The organism is Paenibacillus oryzisoli, from assembly GCF_050467285.1.
Classification (GTDB): Bacteria; Bacillota; Bacilli; order Paenibacillales; family NBRC-103111; genus Paenibacillus_E; species Paenibacillus_E oryzisoli_A.
On the sequence record NZ_JBCMUN010000006.1, the window covers coordinates 129,946 to 146,692 of the forward strand.

Consider the following 16,747-nt stretch of genomic DNA (forward strand, 5'->3'; position numbering starts at 1 on the left):
AGAAAATCGTATAAAATGAACATGGAGGGACGCTCGCATGATGCCGTTTTTGCTGGCGGAGCTGCAGCCGCCGGAATTCACCCTGCCGCTCAATGTGTACTGTGTGGGCAGCCATGAGCAAAAGCATCTATACAGGCCGGACGGGTTTCCGGCGCATCAGCTTTTCTTAAGCCGCAGCGGCAGAGGCGTCTTTCGCATTGCCGAAGGGCCGGAGTTGATCATGTCACCGGGTTCAATACTGGTGCTGCCCGCCGGGGTGCATCACGAATATTATCCCGAGCAGCGCCGGGAGGATTGGGAGCTTGGTTTTGCCGCCTTTCACGGTACTGCGGCCGAAGCGATGCTGGCCCACGTTAGCTGCGGGACGCCGATGATGTGCGCGGGCGAGGATTTTCAGAAGCTGTGGAACAAACTGGAGGGTCTTTGGCAGTGCATTCATCTGAATGGCGAGAACGATTACGGGGAAGCGTCGCGGCGCATGTACGATATGTTGATTGCGGTAATGGAAAGCCGGAACGGTCGGGAGGTAAAGGCGCGGGTGCATCCACCGGGACAGGCGAACGGTGCTTTGCAGGAGGCGGTCAAGCGGATCCACGACCATTATAACGAAGGCATTCAGGTGTCCAATCTGGCTAGAGCCGTGGGCTATTCCGTTCAGCATTTCAATCGGTTGTTTGCCGCCAGCTACGGGGTGTCGCCGCAGCAGTATATCCAGCAGCTGCGTATGCGCAGGTCTGTGCAGCTTTTTGAAGAGCAGCCAGGGATGACGATCGACAAAGTTGCGCAGCAGATGGGGATGGAGCCGAGCTATTTTATCCGGATGTTTAAAAGGACTTACGGCTATACGCCGAAGCAGTGGCTTAAGCATGTCAATACGAAGCGGCCGGAGTAACTGTGCTGCTCTGCAAAAAGGGTGCTCCTGATTACCGCATTCGTTCACGGTAATCGGGAGCACCCTTCTGTTTATTGTGCAGAGACGGTCTCGAGCTCTTTCACGCTTTGGTAGATCAGGTTGAACAACTCTTCGAGGTTGCCTTCCTCGATGCAGGAGAACGCTACGCGCAGGTCCGTTTCACCGAGTGCAATCGTGCCGACGCCATGCTGGTTCAGCAGTTGGACGCGTACGGATTCGGCATCGACGGTTTTCAGCTTGAGGCACATGAAGTAGCCGGAGTTGAACGGATAGTAGTCCCACGCATCGTCAAACTTGCCGCTGTCGAGGATCGCTTTGGTGCGGTTCGCACGGCCCTTCATGATGTCGTATTTCTCCAGCTTCTGCTGGTTGAACTCCGGTGAGTTCAGGGCATGAAGCACGAACGTTTGGGAAGGGTGTGGGCCGCTGGAAATCGTAGCGCGGATAATGCCCATCGTTTTCTGCTCCAGTGCGGCAAGCAGTGCTTCGCTTTGGCCGGCATACGTGATGAAGCCGACGCGGAAGCCCCAGACGTACTCTTCTTTGGTCGCGCCGTCGATTTTCACGGCAAGCACGCGCGGGTGCAGATCAGCCAACTGCCCGAAAATTGACTCGTGCATGGAATCCTCAAAGAACAAGCCGAAGTAAGCATCGTCCGTCAGTACGACCACGTTGATGCCGGCTTCCGCCGCTTCCTTGATCGCTGCCGTAATCTCGCGGCCTTCCTGTGCGTTCGGCGTATAGCCCGTCGGGTTGTTCGGGAAGTTCAGAACCACGATCGCTTTGCCCTTGGATTTCTGCGCCAGCAGCGCGTCGCGAAGGCCGGCTGAGTTGAACTTCATCGCATCCGTGTAGAGCGGATAGTTCACGATCTGGGCGCCACGGCGAATTTCAAACGTGAGCTCGTAATTTTCCCAGTTTTTGTCCGGAATGATCACCGCATCGCCTGCGTCAGCAAACAAGTCTGCCGCTATGCTCAGGCCATGTGTCAAGGCGTTCGTCACGATCGGATTACCGATCAATTTGCTGCCGATTGCCGGATTTTCTTCCAGCATTTTTTTGCGCCAAGCGGTACGAAGCTCAGGCTTGCCCGCAGGTGGCGCATATTCATAAATGTCTTTTGGATTATAAGTAGAAAGTGTATCTTGAATGACCTTCAGATGCATAGGCTGCCCGTTCTCGATAGCAATACCGATCGTAGCATTGAACTTCTTCGCTTTCGCTTTCGCTTCAGCCGATTGGCTGAGAATGCCTTCTTTCGGAAAGTAAATCGATTTGCCTAGTGCAGAAAGCATGTCGTACACGTGATTGTTTTCGCGTTGCAGGGTCTCGTTTAACTGACTGGCCAGAGGATTCATAATCGCGGGTCATTCCTTCCAATGTGCAATTCATTTTTTCGATTCATTTTTTCCCAGTTATTATATCACTTTCCCCGGTGAACGTCACTTCGTGAAGCATAATTTTCTGACATTTGTTTGAAAGGAATAGGGCGGATGCTGGAAAAATAGTGAAAAGAAGCGTTTGCTCGTAAACTCGGCATCATCGATACCGAAATCAGGCATACGCTTATGAAGTGCGCAAGGCGGATTCTATTTGGAAAAGGAGGGAGCGGCGGCAGGATATGAGGCTGTTAAAAAGCCTTCCAGCCGTGCCTTCACCTCCGGCCATTCCCGGTCCACGATGGAGAACATGACCGTGTCGCGAATGTAGCCGTCATGCAGGATGCGATGATTGCGGAGAACGCCTTCCTTTTGCGCTCCGAGACGGGCGATGGCCGCTTTTGAGCGCTCGTTGCGAAGATCGGTCTTGATCTGCAACCGGATCAGATCCATGGTCTCAAAGCTGTAGCGGAGCAGCAGGTATTTGCACTCCGTATTGACTCGTGTGCGCCATACCCCCGGGTTATACCACGTATGGCCGATTTCGCCATGCCGGTGCTGAGCCGACAGGTCGAACAAGCGGGTGCTGCCGACAAAGCGCTCAAGCTGTTTATCGTACACGCTGAACGGGATCCCCAGTCCCGCCTGCTGCTCTTCGAGCGCTTGATGAACGAATTGCTGCACATCCGTTAGCTGAAGGAGCGGTGTCATATACGCAAATATAGCCGGATCGGCCGCCGCTTCCGCAAGGCCTTGAATGTGGGATTCCTGCATGGGCAGCAGCGCGACGCGCGTACCGTCGAGAATCGGTGGTTGGATGTTCATAGGGATCAAGCTCCTTTGTATGTAAAAGATGTGATTGTCGTTACTATACGGTATAATTGGTTTATGAAAAAGAGCCAATAAGTGTGGTTTTGTATAGACCATTGTGGAGATAGGCATGTTGTCGGATTAGCACATGCCCTTATTAAGCACATGGAAGTCATATAAGCACTCGAAAGTGTCTTATTTTATGTAAAGAAGGCGATTTCGGGGGAATAGGACACTTCTAAGTGCTTATTTCCTTGGGATTAGCCTCATCAGAGGGTTTTTCCACACTTTAAGCACTTAAAAATGTCTTATTTTTCGTAAAATGGTTGGTTATGGGGAAATAAGACACTCCTAAGTGCTTATTTCCTTAACTTGACAACAGATTTGGGGATGGATGCTCACATGGAAGTTTATTTCTCGTTTGAAACGTATCTGGAGCGCTATCCGAGTAAATATGCTGCTTTATATCATGCGCTGCACGATGCGCTGCTCGCGGGAGAACTGAAACCGCAGACGAAGCTGCCGGCTTCGCGTGAATTGGCCACTACGTTGGGGATTTCACGCGGGACTGTGGGGCAGGTCTATGACATGCTGATTGCGGAAGGTTATTTGCAAGCGGAGGTGGGGCGCGGCACGTATGTGGTGTACGCGGAAGGGCAGACGCAGCGGAAAGTGCAGGCGGGGAAGAAGCTTGTGTTGTCGGCCTGGGGCGAGCGGGTGCGGGATTTGGTGAGCGGGCGAAGGCAGGAGCAGAAGCAGGAGCAGACGCAAGAGCAGGAGAAAGGACAAGGGCAAGGGCAGGAGCAGGAGCGTTGGCAAGGAGAAGAGCGCGGGCAAAAGAAAGAGCAGGGACAAGGGCAGCTTGAGGTCTCGTTTGAGGTGGCTCGGCCGAATTTGGAGCAGTTCCCGCGGGAGGTGTGGAACCGGAGCCTGTACGAGCAGGTGCGGCGGATGACGGAGTCGCCTCAGGAGGACGCCTACATCGCCGAAGGGCATTACGCGCTGCGCGAAGCGATCGCGCTGCATCTGCGGCGGATGCGGGGCATCGATGCGCCGCCGGAGCGCATCGTGATCGTCAACGGGTCGATGCAGGCGATAGCCCTGCTGACCCAGCTGCTGGTGAACCCGGGCGATCCCGTCGTACTGGAGCGCCCGGGTTACTACGGCATCGCGCGCGCTGCACGCGCGGTCGGCGGTGTGCCCGTCCATGCGGACGTGGACGGGCAAGGGCTTATCCCGCAGCCGTGGGACGCCCGGCTGCTGTTCGTGACCCCCAGCCGCCAGTTCCCGACGGGGGCTGTGCTGTCGCTGGAACGCCGCCTGCAGCTCCTGCGCTGGGCGGCGGAGCAGGGCGCTGTCATCGTCGAAGACGACTATGACAGCGAGTTCCGGCACCGCGGGCGGCCCATTGAGCCGCTCAAGGTGCTCGATCAGGAGAGCCGAGTGGTCTACATCGGCTCGTTCTCGAAACCGATGCTGCAGGACCTGCGCATCGGGTATGTGGTGCTGCCGGAGGCGCTGCACAGCGCCTTCGCGGCCGCGAAGCGGCTGTTCGAGCCGCACCCGACGGGGCTGCTCGAACAGCGCGCGCTCGCCAGTTTCATGGCGAGCGGCGCGTACGAGCGACACCTGCGCCGCATGCGGCGGGTGTACGCGAGCAAGTTCCTGCTCCTGCAGGCGCTGCTGCAGGAGCACCTGTCCACCCGCTTCGCGTGGGTGGACAGCGACAGCGGGCTGCATCTGTTCGGCTGGTGGCGGGGAGATCCCCGCACCTATGCCGCTTATGCAGCCGCTTGCCGGGAAGCCGGCGTCCAGTGGACCGACGCCGCCACGTACAACCTCCCGGCTGGACGGGAGGGAGCCTGCTTTGGTTATGCCCATCTCAGCGAGGAAGAAATCAGGCAAGGTGTCCTTATTTTAGAACGAATTAGCAAGTTTATGTTTTCAGGGGTATAAAGAACCTTTTTTGGCAGGAAAATAAATAGTATGCTATTATTCGAACAGATGGTCAATTAAATCATTTTGTAGGAGTGATCCTTGGTATGGCAGGTTTACATGGCGGCGGTACGAGTGTGATTGTACGTTTGGAAATACATAAAGAACAGGTGTCATTCGGCCGAATTGCTACGGCGATCGGCGATGCCGGCGGCGACATTGTGGCAATCGACGTTACGCGGGCGGGCAAAACAACACAAACGCGCGATATTACCGTCAAAGTTGCCGATCCGGAGCACACCGAGACGATTACCAAAGCGCTGGAGCAGTTGCCTGGCGTTCGCATCATCAACGTATCCGATCAGACCTTCCTCCTGCATTTGGGCGGGAAAGTGGAAGTGACGCCGAAGGTGCCGATCAAAAACCGGGACGACCTCTCCCGCGTCTATACCCCTGGGGTGGCCCGCGTGTGTATGGCGATTCACGAAGATCCGGCCAAAGCGCATTCGTTAACAATAAAAAGAAACACAGTAGCCGTTGTATCCGACGGAACAGCCGTACTCGGACTCGGCAACATTGGTCCAAAAGCGGCGATGCCGGTGATGGAAGGGAAAGCGATGCTGTTCAAGCAAATGGCAGGCGTCGATGCGTTCCCGATCTGTCTCGACACACAGGATACAGAGGAAATCATTCGCACAGTGAAGGCGATTGCGCCAACGTTTGGCGGGATTAACCTCGAAGATATTTCGTCGCCGCGCTGCTTTGAAATTGAGGAGCGGCTGATCGAAGAACTGGACATTCCAGTGTTCCACGATGACCAGCACGGGACGGCTGTCGTTATTCTTGCGGGTCTTCTCAATGCGGTCAAGCTTGTGGGCAAGCGTATGGAAGATTGCAAAGTTGTCGTGACGGGCATCGGCGCGGCGGGCATCGCCTGCACCAAAATGCTGCTCGCCGCAGGCATCACCAATGTCATCGGGGTGGATCGCCACGGTGCAATCGTCGCCGGAGAAACTTATGCCAATTCGGCATGGACCTGGTATGCGGAGAATACGAACCCGAATCGTGAAAAAGGCAATCTGTCCGATGTCATCGCTGGCGCGGATATTTTCATCGGTCTTTCCGGTCCCGGTGTGCTAAAAGCTGACGACGTCAAGCGCATGGCGGCCGATCCGATTGTTTTTGCGATGGCGAACCCGACGCCGGAGATTACGCCGGAAGAGGCCGAGCCTTACGTTCGTGTCATGGCGACAGGGCGTTCGGATTATCCGAACCAGATCAACAACGTGCTGTGCTTCCCGGGAATTTTCCGCGGAGTGCTCGATTGCCGAGCGTCGCGTATTACCCAGGAAATGAAGCTTGCGGCGGCTAAGGCGATTGCTTCTGTCGTTGGTGAGGACGAGCTCAACGAGTACTACATTATCCCGAGCGTGTTCAACCACGCGGTCGTCGAAAAAGTGCGCGAAGCCGTCATGGAAGCCGCGTATGACTCCGGTGTTGCGCGCCGTCGTACACAGCGTGAAATGCATGAATCACACGATTGAGCGGACCGCTATCGTTTGGCCGAACGAGGACGGAGGGCAAAGTGCCTTTTACCGCTATGTGATTGAACGCTTCCCGCACAAGCTCAACATGTCTATTTAAAGAAAGGTGCCCCAAGGTCTGTGGATGACCGGGGGCACCTTTTTCAGCTTGGAGGCATCGTTATTCGTCCCTTCATAGATCATGTATAACAGCGCCCGGTAAAGGAGGGGAGCAAATTGTTGTCAAGCTTCTTTGAAGATGGGGGGAGGCTAGCTATTTTTCTGATGTTTTTCGGATGTTTATCCTGTATTTTCTACATGTAATTTCTTGCGAATGAACTAAAGTGAAGGGAGAACCTGCAAAACTTACATCTAATTCGTCCCAATTTGCTCGAAAAAACGAAATTCGAGGGGGCTGGCGGTATTTTTACTGTACATTTTACAAGATATTGCATGGAAATCTCCTTTTTCCTGAAATTACATGTAGGTTTTACATCTTCTTGGTGATGTGAGCCTGCCGCGTGATGGGGAGATGCGCTTGTCGAGTACTTTGTATGGGGTTGGGTCGCTACGGCGATGCCTGATGGGACTTAGGACCGCTAAAGTGTTGCCTGATGGGACTTAGGACCGCTAAAGTGTTTTATGGACCCAGGTAGTTAAAGTACCTTATGGACTTAGGTTGTTACAGTGTTGCCTGATGGACTTAGGTGCGTTACGTGTTGCCTGGTGGAGTTTCATCCAAACAAAAACCCCCTCCACTCTCGCGAATGAAGGGGGAGATGTAACTATTCACGCGGTGCCTGCGTCTAATCCTTAGGCAGCTTCTTCGGACCAGCTTTCCAGCTTGCGGTCTGTCGGCAGCAGGAAGGTGAAGATGCCGACGAGCGGCAGGTAGGCGCACATTTCCATTACACGGGTTGTGCCGATAACGTCGCATAAGTTGCCGAGCACGACGCTGCCGATGCCGCCGAGGCCGAACGCGAGTCCGGTGATCAGGCCGGAGATCGTGCCGAGCTTGCCCGGGAACAGCATTTGCGCGTACACGACAGTAACGGAGAAGCTGGATAAATTAATAAATCCGATCAGTGCCAGCAAAACATAAGCCCATCCAAGGGACACATGCGGCAGCAGCAGCGCAAACGGCGCCGAGCCCAGCATGGAGAAGAAAATCAGATTCCGACGCCCGAAGCGGTCGGAGAGCGGACCGCCGAAGAAGGTGCCGACGGCGCCTGCCGCGAGGTACAGGAAGATGAAATCCTGTGCGCGGTCAATGGTGATGCCATAACGGTCCTGCATGAAGAATGCGAAGTAACCGGACATCGCCGCACCGTACCAGGAGCGAATGAAGACCAGGAACACCAGCACGCATAGTGCAAATGTGACTTGCTTGCGGCGCTGAGGATTCATGGCTTTGCGCACCGCGGATTTTGTTCTCGCGGCCACTGTAGGAAGTGTAACTTTATACCACTTGGCGATAAAAAGCAGCACCAGAATGGCGATGCCGGCGACGCCGGTGAACCAGATCGCCCCAAATAGGCCGAGTGGAATGAAAATCCATTTGGTCATGACCGGAGCAAGCGATTGCCCGGCATTGCCGCCGACCTGGAAGATCGATTGGGCGAGCCCTTTGCGGCCGCCTGCGGCCATGTGGGACACTCGCGAGCCTTCCGGGTGGAAAGCGGCGGAGCCGAGTCCGACGAAGCATACCGACAGCAGGACGACCCAGTACGTATGGGCGTAAGCCAGCAGCAGCATGCCGATGAGCGTGGAGAACATGCCGATTGGCAGCATGTACGGCGAAGGCTTGCGGTCGGAGTACAGGCCGACGACAGGCTGCATAATGGAGGCCGTCAGATTGATGGCGAATTGAACCCAGCCGATTTGCGTGTAGTTCAGTCCCATCTCATCTTTCAGAATCGGAAAGATGGCGGGAATCACGGATTGAATTGAATCGTTCAGCAGGTGAACCAGGCCGATCGCAAAAAGAATTTTGTAAACGGTAGGCTTCACGTCGCTGGCAGTTTGTAGCTTGGCTGCATTTCGATCGGATGACGATGATGACAGGGTTGCCATGATGTATGATCTCCTCTCCTCGGAAGCGCCCTATGTATCCAAAAAGCGCCCGAGGTCTTCTCCCATTTTGACTTTGGAGCCCAGCATCAGATCGGGACGAGGCTCGAACATGCCGTCCTCGAACAGGAGTACGACGGTAGAGCCGAATTCAAAATACGCGAGCTCTTGGCCGCGCTCCAGCGTTTTGGGCAGCGGCGTTACGTACTGAATGGAGCTGACGTTCAAAGCCCCGACTTTCACAACGGCGACTTCGCCCGTCTCATGCTGGATGAATGTAATCAGCCGTTCATTGCGGCTCAGCACGCGCTTCATATAGCGCAGACCGAAATCGTTCACCGGGTACACTTTGCCGAGCACATGCTCTTTCTCCAGAATATCGCCGGAGACCGGCGAATGAATGCGGTGATAGTCCGTCGGGCTTAAGTACAGAACGAAGTAAAATCCGTTCTTGTAGTTGACGGTTCGCGGCGAGCGGTTCAGCAGTTCGTCAATGGTGTAGTCCTGCCCCTTGACATTGAGAATGGTCCCGTCCTTGATGTCGCCAATGCCCGTAATCATGGCATCGACCGGAGACACGACCCGCGAGACATCTTCATGGATCGGACGCAGACCCGGCTTCAAACGGCGTGTGAAGAAATCGTTGAGCGATTTATATTCTTTGATCGCCTTCTCCGCATCCTCTATGCGAATGCCGTACGTTTGAGCAAAACGGGGAATAAAATACCGGCTCAACTTAGAGCGCGCGAAAGCGCCAGTCAGCTGGGATACCCATTTGCGGGAAGACAATTCTGTCAGTAATCGGAAAAACGGCTTCGACATTGGGAAAAACTCCTGTTCATTCGTGGTTATGGGGGGAGGGTCGATTGCCGTCCCGCCTGTTTGCGGTTCTTCGCTAATCTTGCCACAGAAAGGGGAAAGAATCAATTGCGATTTCCGCAGAGTAGGGCAGAAGCGGAGGCAAGCATGCAGTATTTCGTGATGGAAAAGCGTCAATGCTGAGTATACAGAGAAAGGGAGGATTCCCATGGAAAAAAAAGCATCAAAGATCACCCGCTCCGCAGGCTGGTTGACGGCGCTGAGCTTGCTGAGCGTGCTCACCGGCTGCTCGGCCAGCCAGAAACCGGCGGCGAGCGCATCGCCTCAGCCCTCTGCGATTGCGACAGCCACGCCGCTGCCGTCCACGAGCCCTTCGCCAAGCGTAACACCTTCACCGAGCGCTAAGCCGACGCCGACACCAGACCCTTGGGCCGGCTGGACGCTCGACGATAAGATCGGCCAGCTGATCATCGCCGGCATTGACGGTACGACCGTTACCGACCAGACGCGGGAGCTGATTACGAAGTATCACCTTGGCGGTATTTTGCTGTATAAGCCGAATGTTACGTCGACCAAGCAGCTTGTGGCGCTGACGAATGAGATAAAAATGACCAATCGCGTGAACAAACAGCCGCTCTGGCTGGGCGCCGACGAAGAGGGAGGCCGTGTCACCCGTCTGCCGGACGAACTGGTGAAAACGCCGACCAGTCAGGCGATCGGCCAATCCGGGAAGCTGCAGCTGGCGCGCGACACCGGTGCTCTGCTGGGCAAGGAGATGGCGGCGTACGGCTTCAATATGGATTTTGCTCCGGTGCTTGATGTGAACAGCAACCCGAAGAATCCGGTCATCGGCGACCGATCGTTCGGCGCGAAGCCTGCGCTAGTCAGTGACTTTGGCGTGGGGATGATGAAAGGAATTCAAGGGACGCACGTCGTGCCGGTTGTAAAGCACTTTCCGGGGCACGGCGATACGTCGGTCGATTCGCATGTCGGCTTGCCGGTCGTCCAGAACGACTTGACTCGCCTGCGCCAGTTTGAGCTTGTCCCGTTTGCCAAAGCGATTGCGGAGGGGGCGGACAGCGTGATGGTGGCGCATATTTTGCTGCCGAAGATCGATCCGAACAGCCCCGCTTCGATGTCCAGTATCATCATGACGGACTTGCTGCGCAAGGAGATGAAGTTTCAGGGTGTCATTATGACCGACGATTTGACGATGGGGGCGATTACGGAGCATCAAGACATTGGTGATGCGGCGGTTCAGTCCGTGCTGGCCGGCGCAAATCAGGTGATGGCGGGGCACGGTGCGGAGAACGTCATCCGCGTGTTCCAGGCGCTGCATGCCGCGGTCGATAAAGGTACGCTGCCGGTCGATGTCTTGAATGAACGGCTGAGCCAAATCGTGCAGCTGAAGCGCAAATATGCCCTGCAAAATAACGAGGTGCCCGTGCCGGATCTAACGGCTTTCAACAAGGAAGCGCAGCGAATTGCGAGCGCCGTCCATAACAAATAAACACCGGACTTGCTTCAAGCGCCGCTCAGGCGTTTGGGGGCAGGTCCGGTGTTTTTGTTTTTTCATTTTTCGCCCGACATTAAATATTTGGCGTACGCCATCGGATTGTAATAGGTGGATTTCCAATTGTCCTGCATGCCGGCTTCTTTGAAGCTGTAACGTTGGTCCTTCCCGTTGCATTCTATAAATAAAGGAAAGCCCTCCGTCGTAATCCCGACATCGAGGCCGAGATCCGCCAAAGCGGGCAGCTCGCTGCTCAAATGGCGCGCAACCAGCAGGGAGAAGTCAGCAACCTTGCAGCAGACGTCTTCGGGATCGAGGTGCGGGTAGGCGGCGGACAGCAGGTCGGGCAGCGTCGCAACTTTGCCTCCCTGCGCCACATTGGTCAGAAAATGCTTCCGTGAAGCCACCTTCGCTACGATGCCGGTGATGCCCCATTCGCCGCTTGCGCCGCGCTGCACGGAGACGCGAAGATCGAACGGACGCCCGTTCACGGTAGCGAGCGGAAGGCATTGCTGGATGAGGTAGGAGGTTGAAGCGATTTTGCGGCGCAGCGTGAGCGGCAGTCCTTTCCGGAAGAGGATCGTTCGCCATACGCGGTTCGTCAGCTTCATGCTGGCCGGATAAATCAGCTTCCAACGGCCGCTGGGCAGCTTTTGCAGCTTCATGATCCCCCGGCCGATGCTGGAGTTGGTCGGTTTTAAAATCAGCGAGGTGTAGGAAGCCATCATCATTTTTACATTAGCAAGGGTAGCGGGATATGTGCTTGGCAGGTGGGGACGAATATGCTCGTTTTTAAGTAAAAGGTTGTGGATGCGCATTTTGCTGTAACGGTTCCAACGATTGAACAGGAGGATGCCCTTTTGGGTCCATTGCTCCAAGATGTGATTGGAAGCGGCATCCAGGTAGATCGCGCGGTTGTGGATGACTTTGGGCAGATCGATCCACATGCGCTCGGTGCAGGTTTCTTGCTGTACATAGGCATGAACCTTCATCGACGGCATATGGACATCTTGCATGCGGAAATAGCAAGGCGTCAGCTTATATTGCTTGCAAGCATCCCGGTAGAAGGAAATTTCTTCATAAAGGGTATGCCCATGCGGGATGCCGGCGAACAAGGTGTCGTTGACCAAAATGCCTACATAGGGACGACGCGACATAAGGTTCACTCCTTCTCCTTCTGTCATTTGGAGGCGGCTCGCAGAAAGGATTCCTCTCATAGTATGGAGGCGGGGGTGCACCGGTTTGTACGAAAGCTGATACAGGCTCTGAAAGTTCAAGAAATATCCGCATGCGTACAGCAGGAACGTTGTTAAAGGGGAGGACAATCGTGACAAAAGGTCAACCGCGGGGCGTCAAAAAGTGGCGTTCATCCAGACAGGTGGTAATCGTGTCGCCGGGCGCTTTTGCCATTCCGTCAGAGAAAAGCAGCTCGGTCGAACAGGTGATTCAAAAGACGGCGGAGCAGCTCACTCAGCACATTCCCGTGACGGTCATTGGCAGAAAGACGTCATTCCAACGGGCAAAAGAGGTTCGTGGCGGTGTCACGTATGTGCGTGTACCGTTCAGGGGACGGGGCACGTATATCGCGGGGGTGATGCGGCAGATCGCCCGGCTCAAGCCAGCCGTCATCCAGGTCGACAACCGTCCACGATATGTGTGGCGGCTGCGCCGGAAGTTTCCCCAGGCGGCGATTTCGCTAGTGCTGCATTCGACGTATTTTATCAGCGAGCCTCATATTGCGCTTCCACGGCTAAGAGCGTGTCTGCGGGCCGCGACGATTATTATCGTCAACAGCGAGTTTCTTAAGACGTATTTGCAAAAAAAAGTGCCTGCGGCGGCCCATAAAATTGTAGTCAATTATTTGGGTGTTGACACAGGCAGCTTTATATCCAAGTGGTCCCCGGAGGGCGATGCCGCTCGACAGAAGACGCTGAGGGAGCGGGGCTATGAGGGCCGCAAAATCATCCTGTACGCCGGACGTCTCATCCCGCAAAAAGGGGTGCATCACTTGCTGGAGGCGATGCCCGCGATTATCGGGCAGGAGCCAAGGGCGCTGCTGGTCATTGTAGGAAGCGCGTTCTATGGCTCGCGCAGGGTGACGCCGTACGTGGCCCGGCTCAAGAAAAAGGCCCGGCCGCTCGCCGGTCACGTGGTCTTCGTTCCGTATATCAAACACCAGGATATCCCCGCCTGGATGCGCCTCGCCGAGGTGGCGGTAGTACCTTCTATAGGAAAGGAAGCTTTCGGATTGGTCAATGTCGAGGCGATGGCGTCTGGTGTTCCGGTCGTGGCCACTCACGCCGGTGGGATTCAGGAGGTCGTCGAAGACGGGCAGACCGGTGTGCTCGTCTCGATTCCGGAGATTCAGCGCGAGCTGGCTGCAGCGCTGCTGCGCGTACTGCAGGATGACGACCTGCAGCGCAAGCTCGGGGAGCAGGGCATCGCCCGTGTGCAAGAGAAATTCACATGGCAGCGATCGGCGGAGAAGAGGCTCGAGCTGTACGCGCGATGGCTGGAAAACGCCCGAAGCGGCGGCTGATCTGGGTAAGCGCACATTTTTACAGGCGAATGTACGCAACCGGATAGGGGTGAATATGTTACCACAGATTCTTTTTTGCTGAATGGAGAGGAAACGATGGCTAAGCGAAAAAGCGCCGGCATGAGGTCCGGCGTGCAAAAAGTAAATTCGCACACGAACGAATTGCGATGGCTGGATGAACCGGTGCCGCCTGCCAAAGCCGAACGACCCGCACCGTCTCCCAAGCCTGTGGTGCAGCCACCGCTTACACAGCCCACGGTTCAGGCCGACAAAGTGTTGACGAGACCGCTGCAGGTGTCCCAAGTATCAACACCGGCACCGCCGCTGCTTCTGTTCAATGAACGGAAAACCGGAAGGGTTACGGATCCCGTGGTGTATACGGACGATTTGGTGGATGAATCCGTCACGTGGGAGAAAATCGCCGGCCGTTCCATTGACGACAGCAAGATCAAACCGAGCAGTATTGGAACGCGAGCCATCAAGGACTTTGCGATTGAGCAAACCAAGCTTGCCCCGAACAGCGTGACACGGGAAAAAATCGCGTTTCATGCGATCTGCGACGAGCACATTGCACTTAACAGCATCAGCGCCAACAAGCTGCAGGACCATTCGCTGGTCGGCGACAAAATTATGGATGCGACGATTCCGGGCGCCAAGCTGACCGATCAATCGATCGAGGGCATCAAGCTGGCGGACCGCTCCATTTTACCGCACCACTTGACGGAACTGGTCGTCACCCAGGAGTTGATTGACAATCAGGCCGTGACGTCGGAAAAGATTCGCAGCGGCAGTGTGCTGTCCCGCCATCTCGCCAACTACATCATTGATACCGCGAAACTGATGGACGGCGCGGTCACATCGGATAAAATCAGAACGCAGGCGGTGACGCAGGAAAAGCTGGGAATCGGCAGCGTCGCGTCCGAGCATCTGCAATTGCAAAGCGTGTCGACGGAACATCTCAGCGCGCAGGCTGTGACGAACGCTATTCTGGCGGACCAAGCCGTGGACAGCGCCAAGCTTGGCAGCCGCGTCGTGGAAGGCAAGCACATCGCGCCGGCATCCATCGTAGGGATGCATCTCGACAGCGACGCGGTGACGGGGCAGCATGTGGCACCGGGCTCCATTGAAACGGTGCATGTGGCGGAGGGCGCTGTGACGACGGACTGCTTGCAGGATGAAGCGGTTACGTCGGAGAAGCTCGCCTTCGGCGCCGTGCAATCTTGGCACATAGCGAACGAGATGATTCAGGCCGATCACCTGGAAGACGGTACGATTACAGCCGACAAGCTTGCCAGCGGCGCGGTGACGGGCGATAAGCTTGCCGAAGGCAGCGTCGATGCGTATAAGCTGCGGGATGACTGCATCACCGCGGAGAAAATTGCGAAGCGCGCAATCAGCGCCAGTCATTTGAAAGAGGGGATCATTTCCAACAAGCATTTGGCCAAAGGCTCCATCGGCGCCAAAGAGCTGGAGGTGCAGGCGATTCAGCGCAGCCACATCGCACCGGAAGCGGTCTCGGGGTGGCACCTGCAAGATGACGCCGTGACTGCTCGGAAGCTGGCAGCGGAAGCGGTTACGAGCGTCAAGCTGGCGCCATTCGCGGTAGGGAGTTCCCACCTCCAGGCGGGGCTTATCGACGGGAGCCATCTTCAGCCCGGCGTCGTGACGTCAACGCATTTGGCGCCGGATGCCATCACACCCGAGCTGTTCAAGGACCGCAGCTTCGATGGCCGCAAGCTGGTTGAACGCTCCGTTGGCAAAGCGGAGCTCGCGAGCAGGGCGGTCACGTCGGAGAAGCTGGCGCCGGGCAGTGTGCAGGCGCAGCACCTCACAGCCGGCGCCGTTGGCAGCGGCCAGCTGGCGCAGGGCGCCGTCACGAACGAAGCGCTCGCCGAAGGCGCGGTCGATGGTACGAAGCTGGCAGCGAGCAGCGTGGACGGCTCGCATCTGGCGCTTGGGTCCGTCGGTGCGGAGCACTTGACGGACGGGGCCATTGACGGCGCGAAGCTGGCGGAAGCCGCCGTCGCCGGCCGCCACTTGCAGGCGGCCTCCGTGGATGGCGAGAAGCTCGCCGATGGCGCCGTCGACAGCGCCAAGCTGGCCGCCGGCAGCGTGCACGGCCAGCACCTGGCGCCCGGCGCGGTGGCGGAGCAGCACCTGGCGCCGGGCAGCATCGACGGCGGCAAGCTCGCCGCCGGTACGATCCGCGACGAGCACGTGCAGGAGCGGTCGCTCACGTTATCGAAGCTGGTCGATAACGTGCTGCGCACCTCCCGCAAGCAGCGCAGCGCGGTGCAGCAGTTCGGGCTCGTCCCGTTCGAGATGCAGGTCGAGGACGAAGTGTTGGAACTGGTCGTGAGCTTCGACGAGAAGTTCACGAACACGGACTACGTCCTGACGGCCACCACGACGCTGCCTGCGTATCACGTCACGATCAGCCGGAAGCTGGCGAACCGCGTGGTGCTGGCCGTCAGCCGCATCAAGCCGACGACAGAGCAGCAGGGCATCGTGAACTGGATCGCGATCGGGCAGGGCTACGCGTAGGCGGTAAAAAGTGATTCGCACGGACGGTGCGGGTCACTTTTTTTCGTTCGCATGTGGTTCGCCTGCCTGCTGCTAACCAGAGGCTCCTTGCTGGGAGATGAGCTATCTATACCGTGCCGTTGCATGCTATTGCGGACTTTAGATTCCAACCTGCGAATGCGTTTACTTACGTTGCCTCTGGTCGCTAGTGCTGCTGCCGCAATCCCGAACTGAGATATCTTATTTTTAAGTTGAAGTAATAGGTAAGTAAATAAGTTAGGTGAGCAAACTTAATTGTTGCAAAGGTGCCCGGAACACGATGAAAATCCGTAAATAAGATAAGTCGTTATCTTATTTATAGAATTCAAGGGCAGTCCGTGAGAATAAGTTATTGGAAGTAACCTATTTAGAGAGGACGCCAGCTTAAATGAGGAAATCGGCACCTCGCTCTTAATATGCTACCTTATATTTCGTTCAATAAGCACTCCTCGAATGCTTATTGAACGAAATCCGGCGCTCAGTAACTGAATAAGCATCCCGCGAGTGCTTATTGAACGCAATACTCGGTGTAACGGGCTGATTTGGAAGGAATAGGCACTCCGCGAGTGCTTATTAGCCGAAATCCGGCGCTCAGCGGCTGAATACGCACTCCTCGAGTGCTTATTCAGCTTAGCGCAGCTTAACCCGGCAATATCCACCGCAACCGGCACCGCACTCCCCGCC

The 16,747-nt window shown here is 56.0% G+C and carries 11 protein-coding genes; 6 read left to right on the forward strand and 5 right to left on the reverse strand.

Features of this window, described 5'->3' with window-relative positions; translation table 11 throughout:
• Positions 1-37: 37 nt before the first annotated feature.
• Positions 38-892: an AraC family transcriptional regulator gene (locus ABE504_RS09585; protein ID WP_430087580.1), complete on the forward strand. Its 855-nt coding sequence runs from the start codon at positions 38-40 to the stop codon at positions 890-892.
• A 71-nt stretch (positions 893-963) separates the two neighbouring features.
• Here ABE504_RS09585 and ABE504_RS09590 read toward each other — a convergent pair whose 3' ends face one another.
• Both ABE504_RS09590 and ABE504_RS09595 read right to left on the reverse strand, forming a co-directional pair.
• Entirely contained in the window at positions 964-2,271 is a 1,308-nt protein-coding gene (locus ABE504_RS09590) for an aminotransferase class I/II-fold pyridoxal phosphate-dependent enzyme (protein WP_430087582.1), read from the reverse strand.
• Positions 2,272-2,502: 231 nt separating this feature from the next.
• A complete protein-coding gene (locus ABE504_RS09595; protein WP_430087584.1) occupies positions 2,503-3,117 on the reverse strand; it encodes a GNAT family N-acetyltransferase in 615 nt (204 codons plus the stop codon).
• 387 nt (positions 3,118-3,504) lie between these two features.
• Between ABE504_RS09595 and ABE504_RS09600 the strand changes: the two genes are divergently transcribed.
• Positions 3,505-5,058, forward strand: a complete 1,554-nt coding sequence (locus ABE504_RS09600) for a PLP-dependent aminotransferase family protein (protein ID WP_430087586.1) — start codon at positions 3,505-3,507, stop codon at positions 5,056-5,058.
• An 86-nt stretch (positions 5,059-5,144) separates the two neighbouring features.
• A complete protein-coding gene (locus ABE504_RS09605; protein ID WP_430087588.1) occupies positions 5,145-6,581 on the forward strand; it encodes an NAD-dependent malic enzyme in 1,437 nt (478 codons plus the stop codon).
• A gap of 792 nt (positions 6,582-7,373) precedes the next feature.
• Here ABE504_RS09605 and ABE504_RS09610 read toward each other — a convergent pair.
• Positions 7,374-8,633, reverse strand: a complete 1,260-nt coding sequence (locus ABE504_RS09610) for an MFS transporter (protein ID WP_430087589.1) — start codon at positions 8,631-8,633, stop codon at positions 7,374-7,376.
• A gap of 30 nt (positions 8,634-8,663) precedes the next feature.
• Complete coding sequence (gene asd / locus ABE504_RS09615; RefSeq protein WP_430087591.1) at positions 8,664-9,452, reverse strand: archaetidylserine decarboxylase; 789 nt, start codon at positions 9,450-9,452, stop codon at positions 8,664-8,666.
• Positions 9,453-9,657: 205 nt separating this feature from the next.
• Between asd and nagZ the strand changes: the two genes are divergently transcribed.
• The gene (gene nagZ / locus ABE504_RS09620) at positions 9,658-10,959 is read left to right on the forward strand and encodes a beta-N-acetylhexosaminidase (RefSeq protein WP_430087593.1); all 1,302 of its coding nucleotides are present in this window, start codon (positions 9,658-9,660) and stop codon (positions 10,957-10,959) included.
• 62 nt (positions 10,960-11,021) lie between these two features.
• Here nagZ and ABE504_RS09625 read toward each other — a convergent pair whose 3' ends face one another.
• On the reverse strand, positions 11,022-12,119 hold the full coding sequence (locus ABE504_RS09625; protein ID WP_430087595.1) for a YheC/YheD family protein: 1,098 nt from the start codon (positions 12,117-12,119) through the stop codon (positions 11,022-11,024).
• Positions 12,120-12,289: 170 nt separating this feature from the next.
• On the opposite strand from ABE504_RS09625, the gene ABE504_RS09630 reads away from it, so the two are divergent.
• Both ABE504_RS09630 and ABE504_RS09635 read left to right on the forward strand, forming a co-directional pair.
• On the forward strand, positions 12,290-13,501 hold the full coding sequence (locus tag ABE504_RS09630) for a glycosyltransferase family 4 protein (protein ID WP_430087597.1): 1,212 nt from the start codon (positions 12,290-12,292) through the stop codon (positions 13,499-13,501).
• Between the two features lie 96 nt (positions 13,502-13,597).
• Positions 13,598-16,045, forward strand: a complete 2,448-nt coding sequence (locus ABE504_RS09635; RefSeq protein ID WP_430087599.1) for a WIAG-tail domain — start codon at positions 13,598-13,600, stop codon at positions 16,043-16,045.
• Positions 16,046-16,747: the final 702 nt, after the last annotated feature.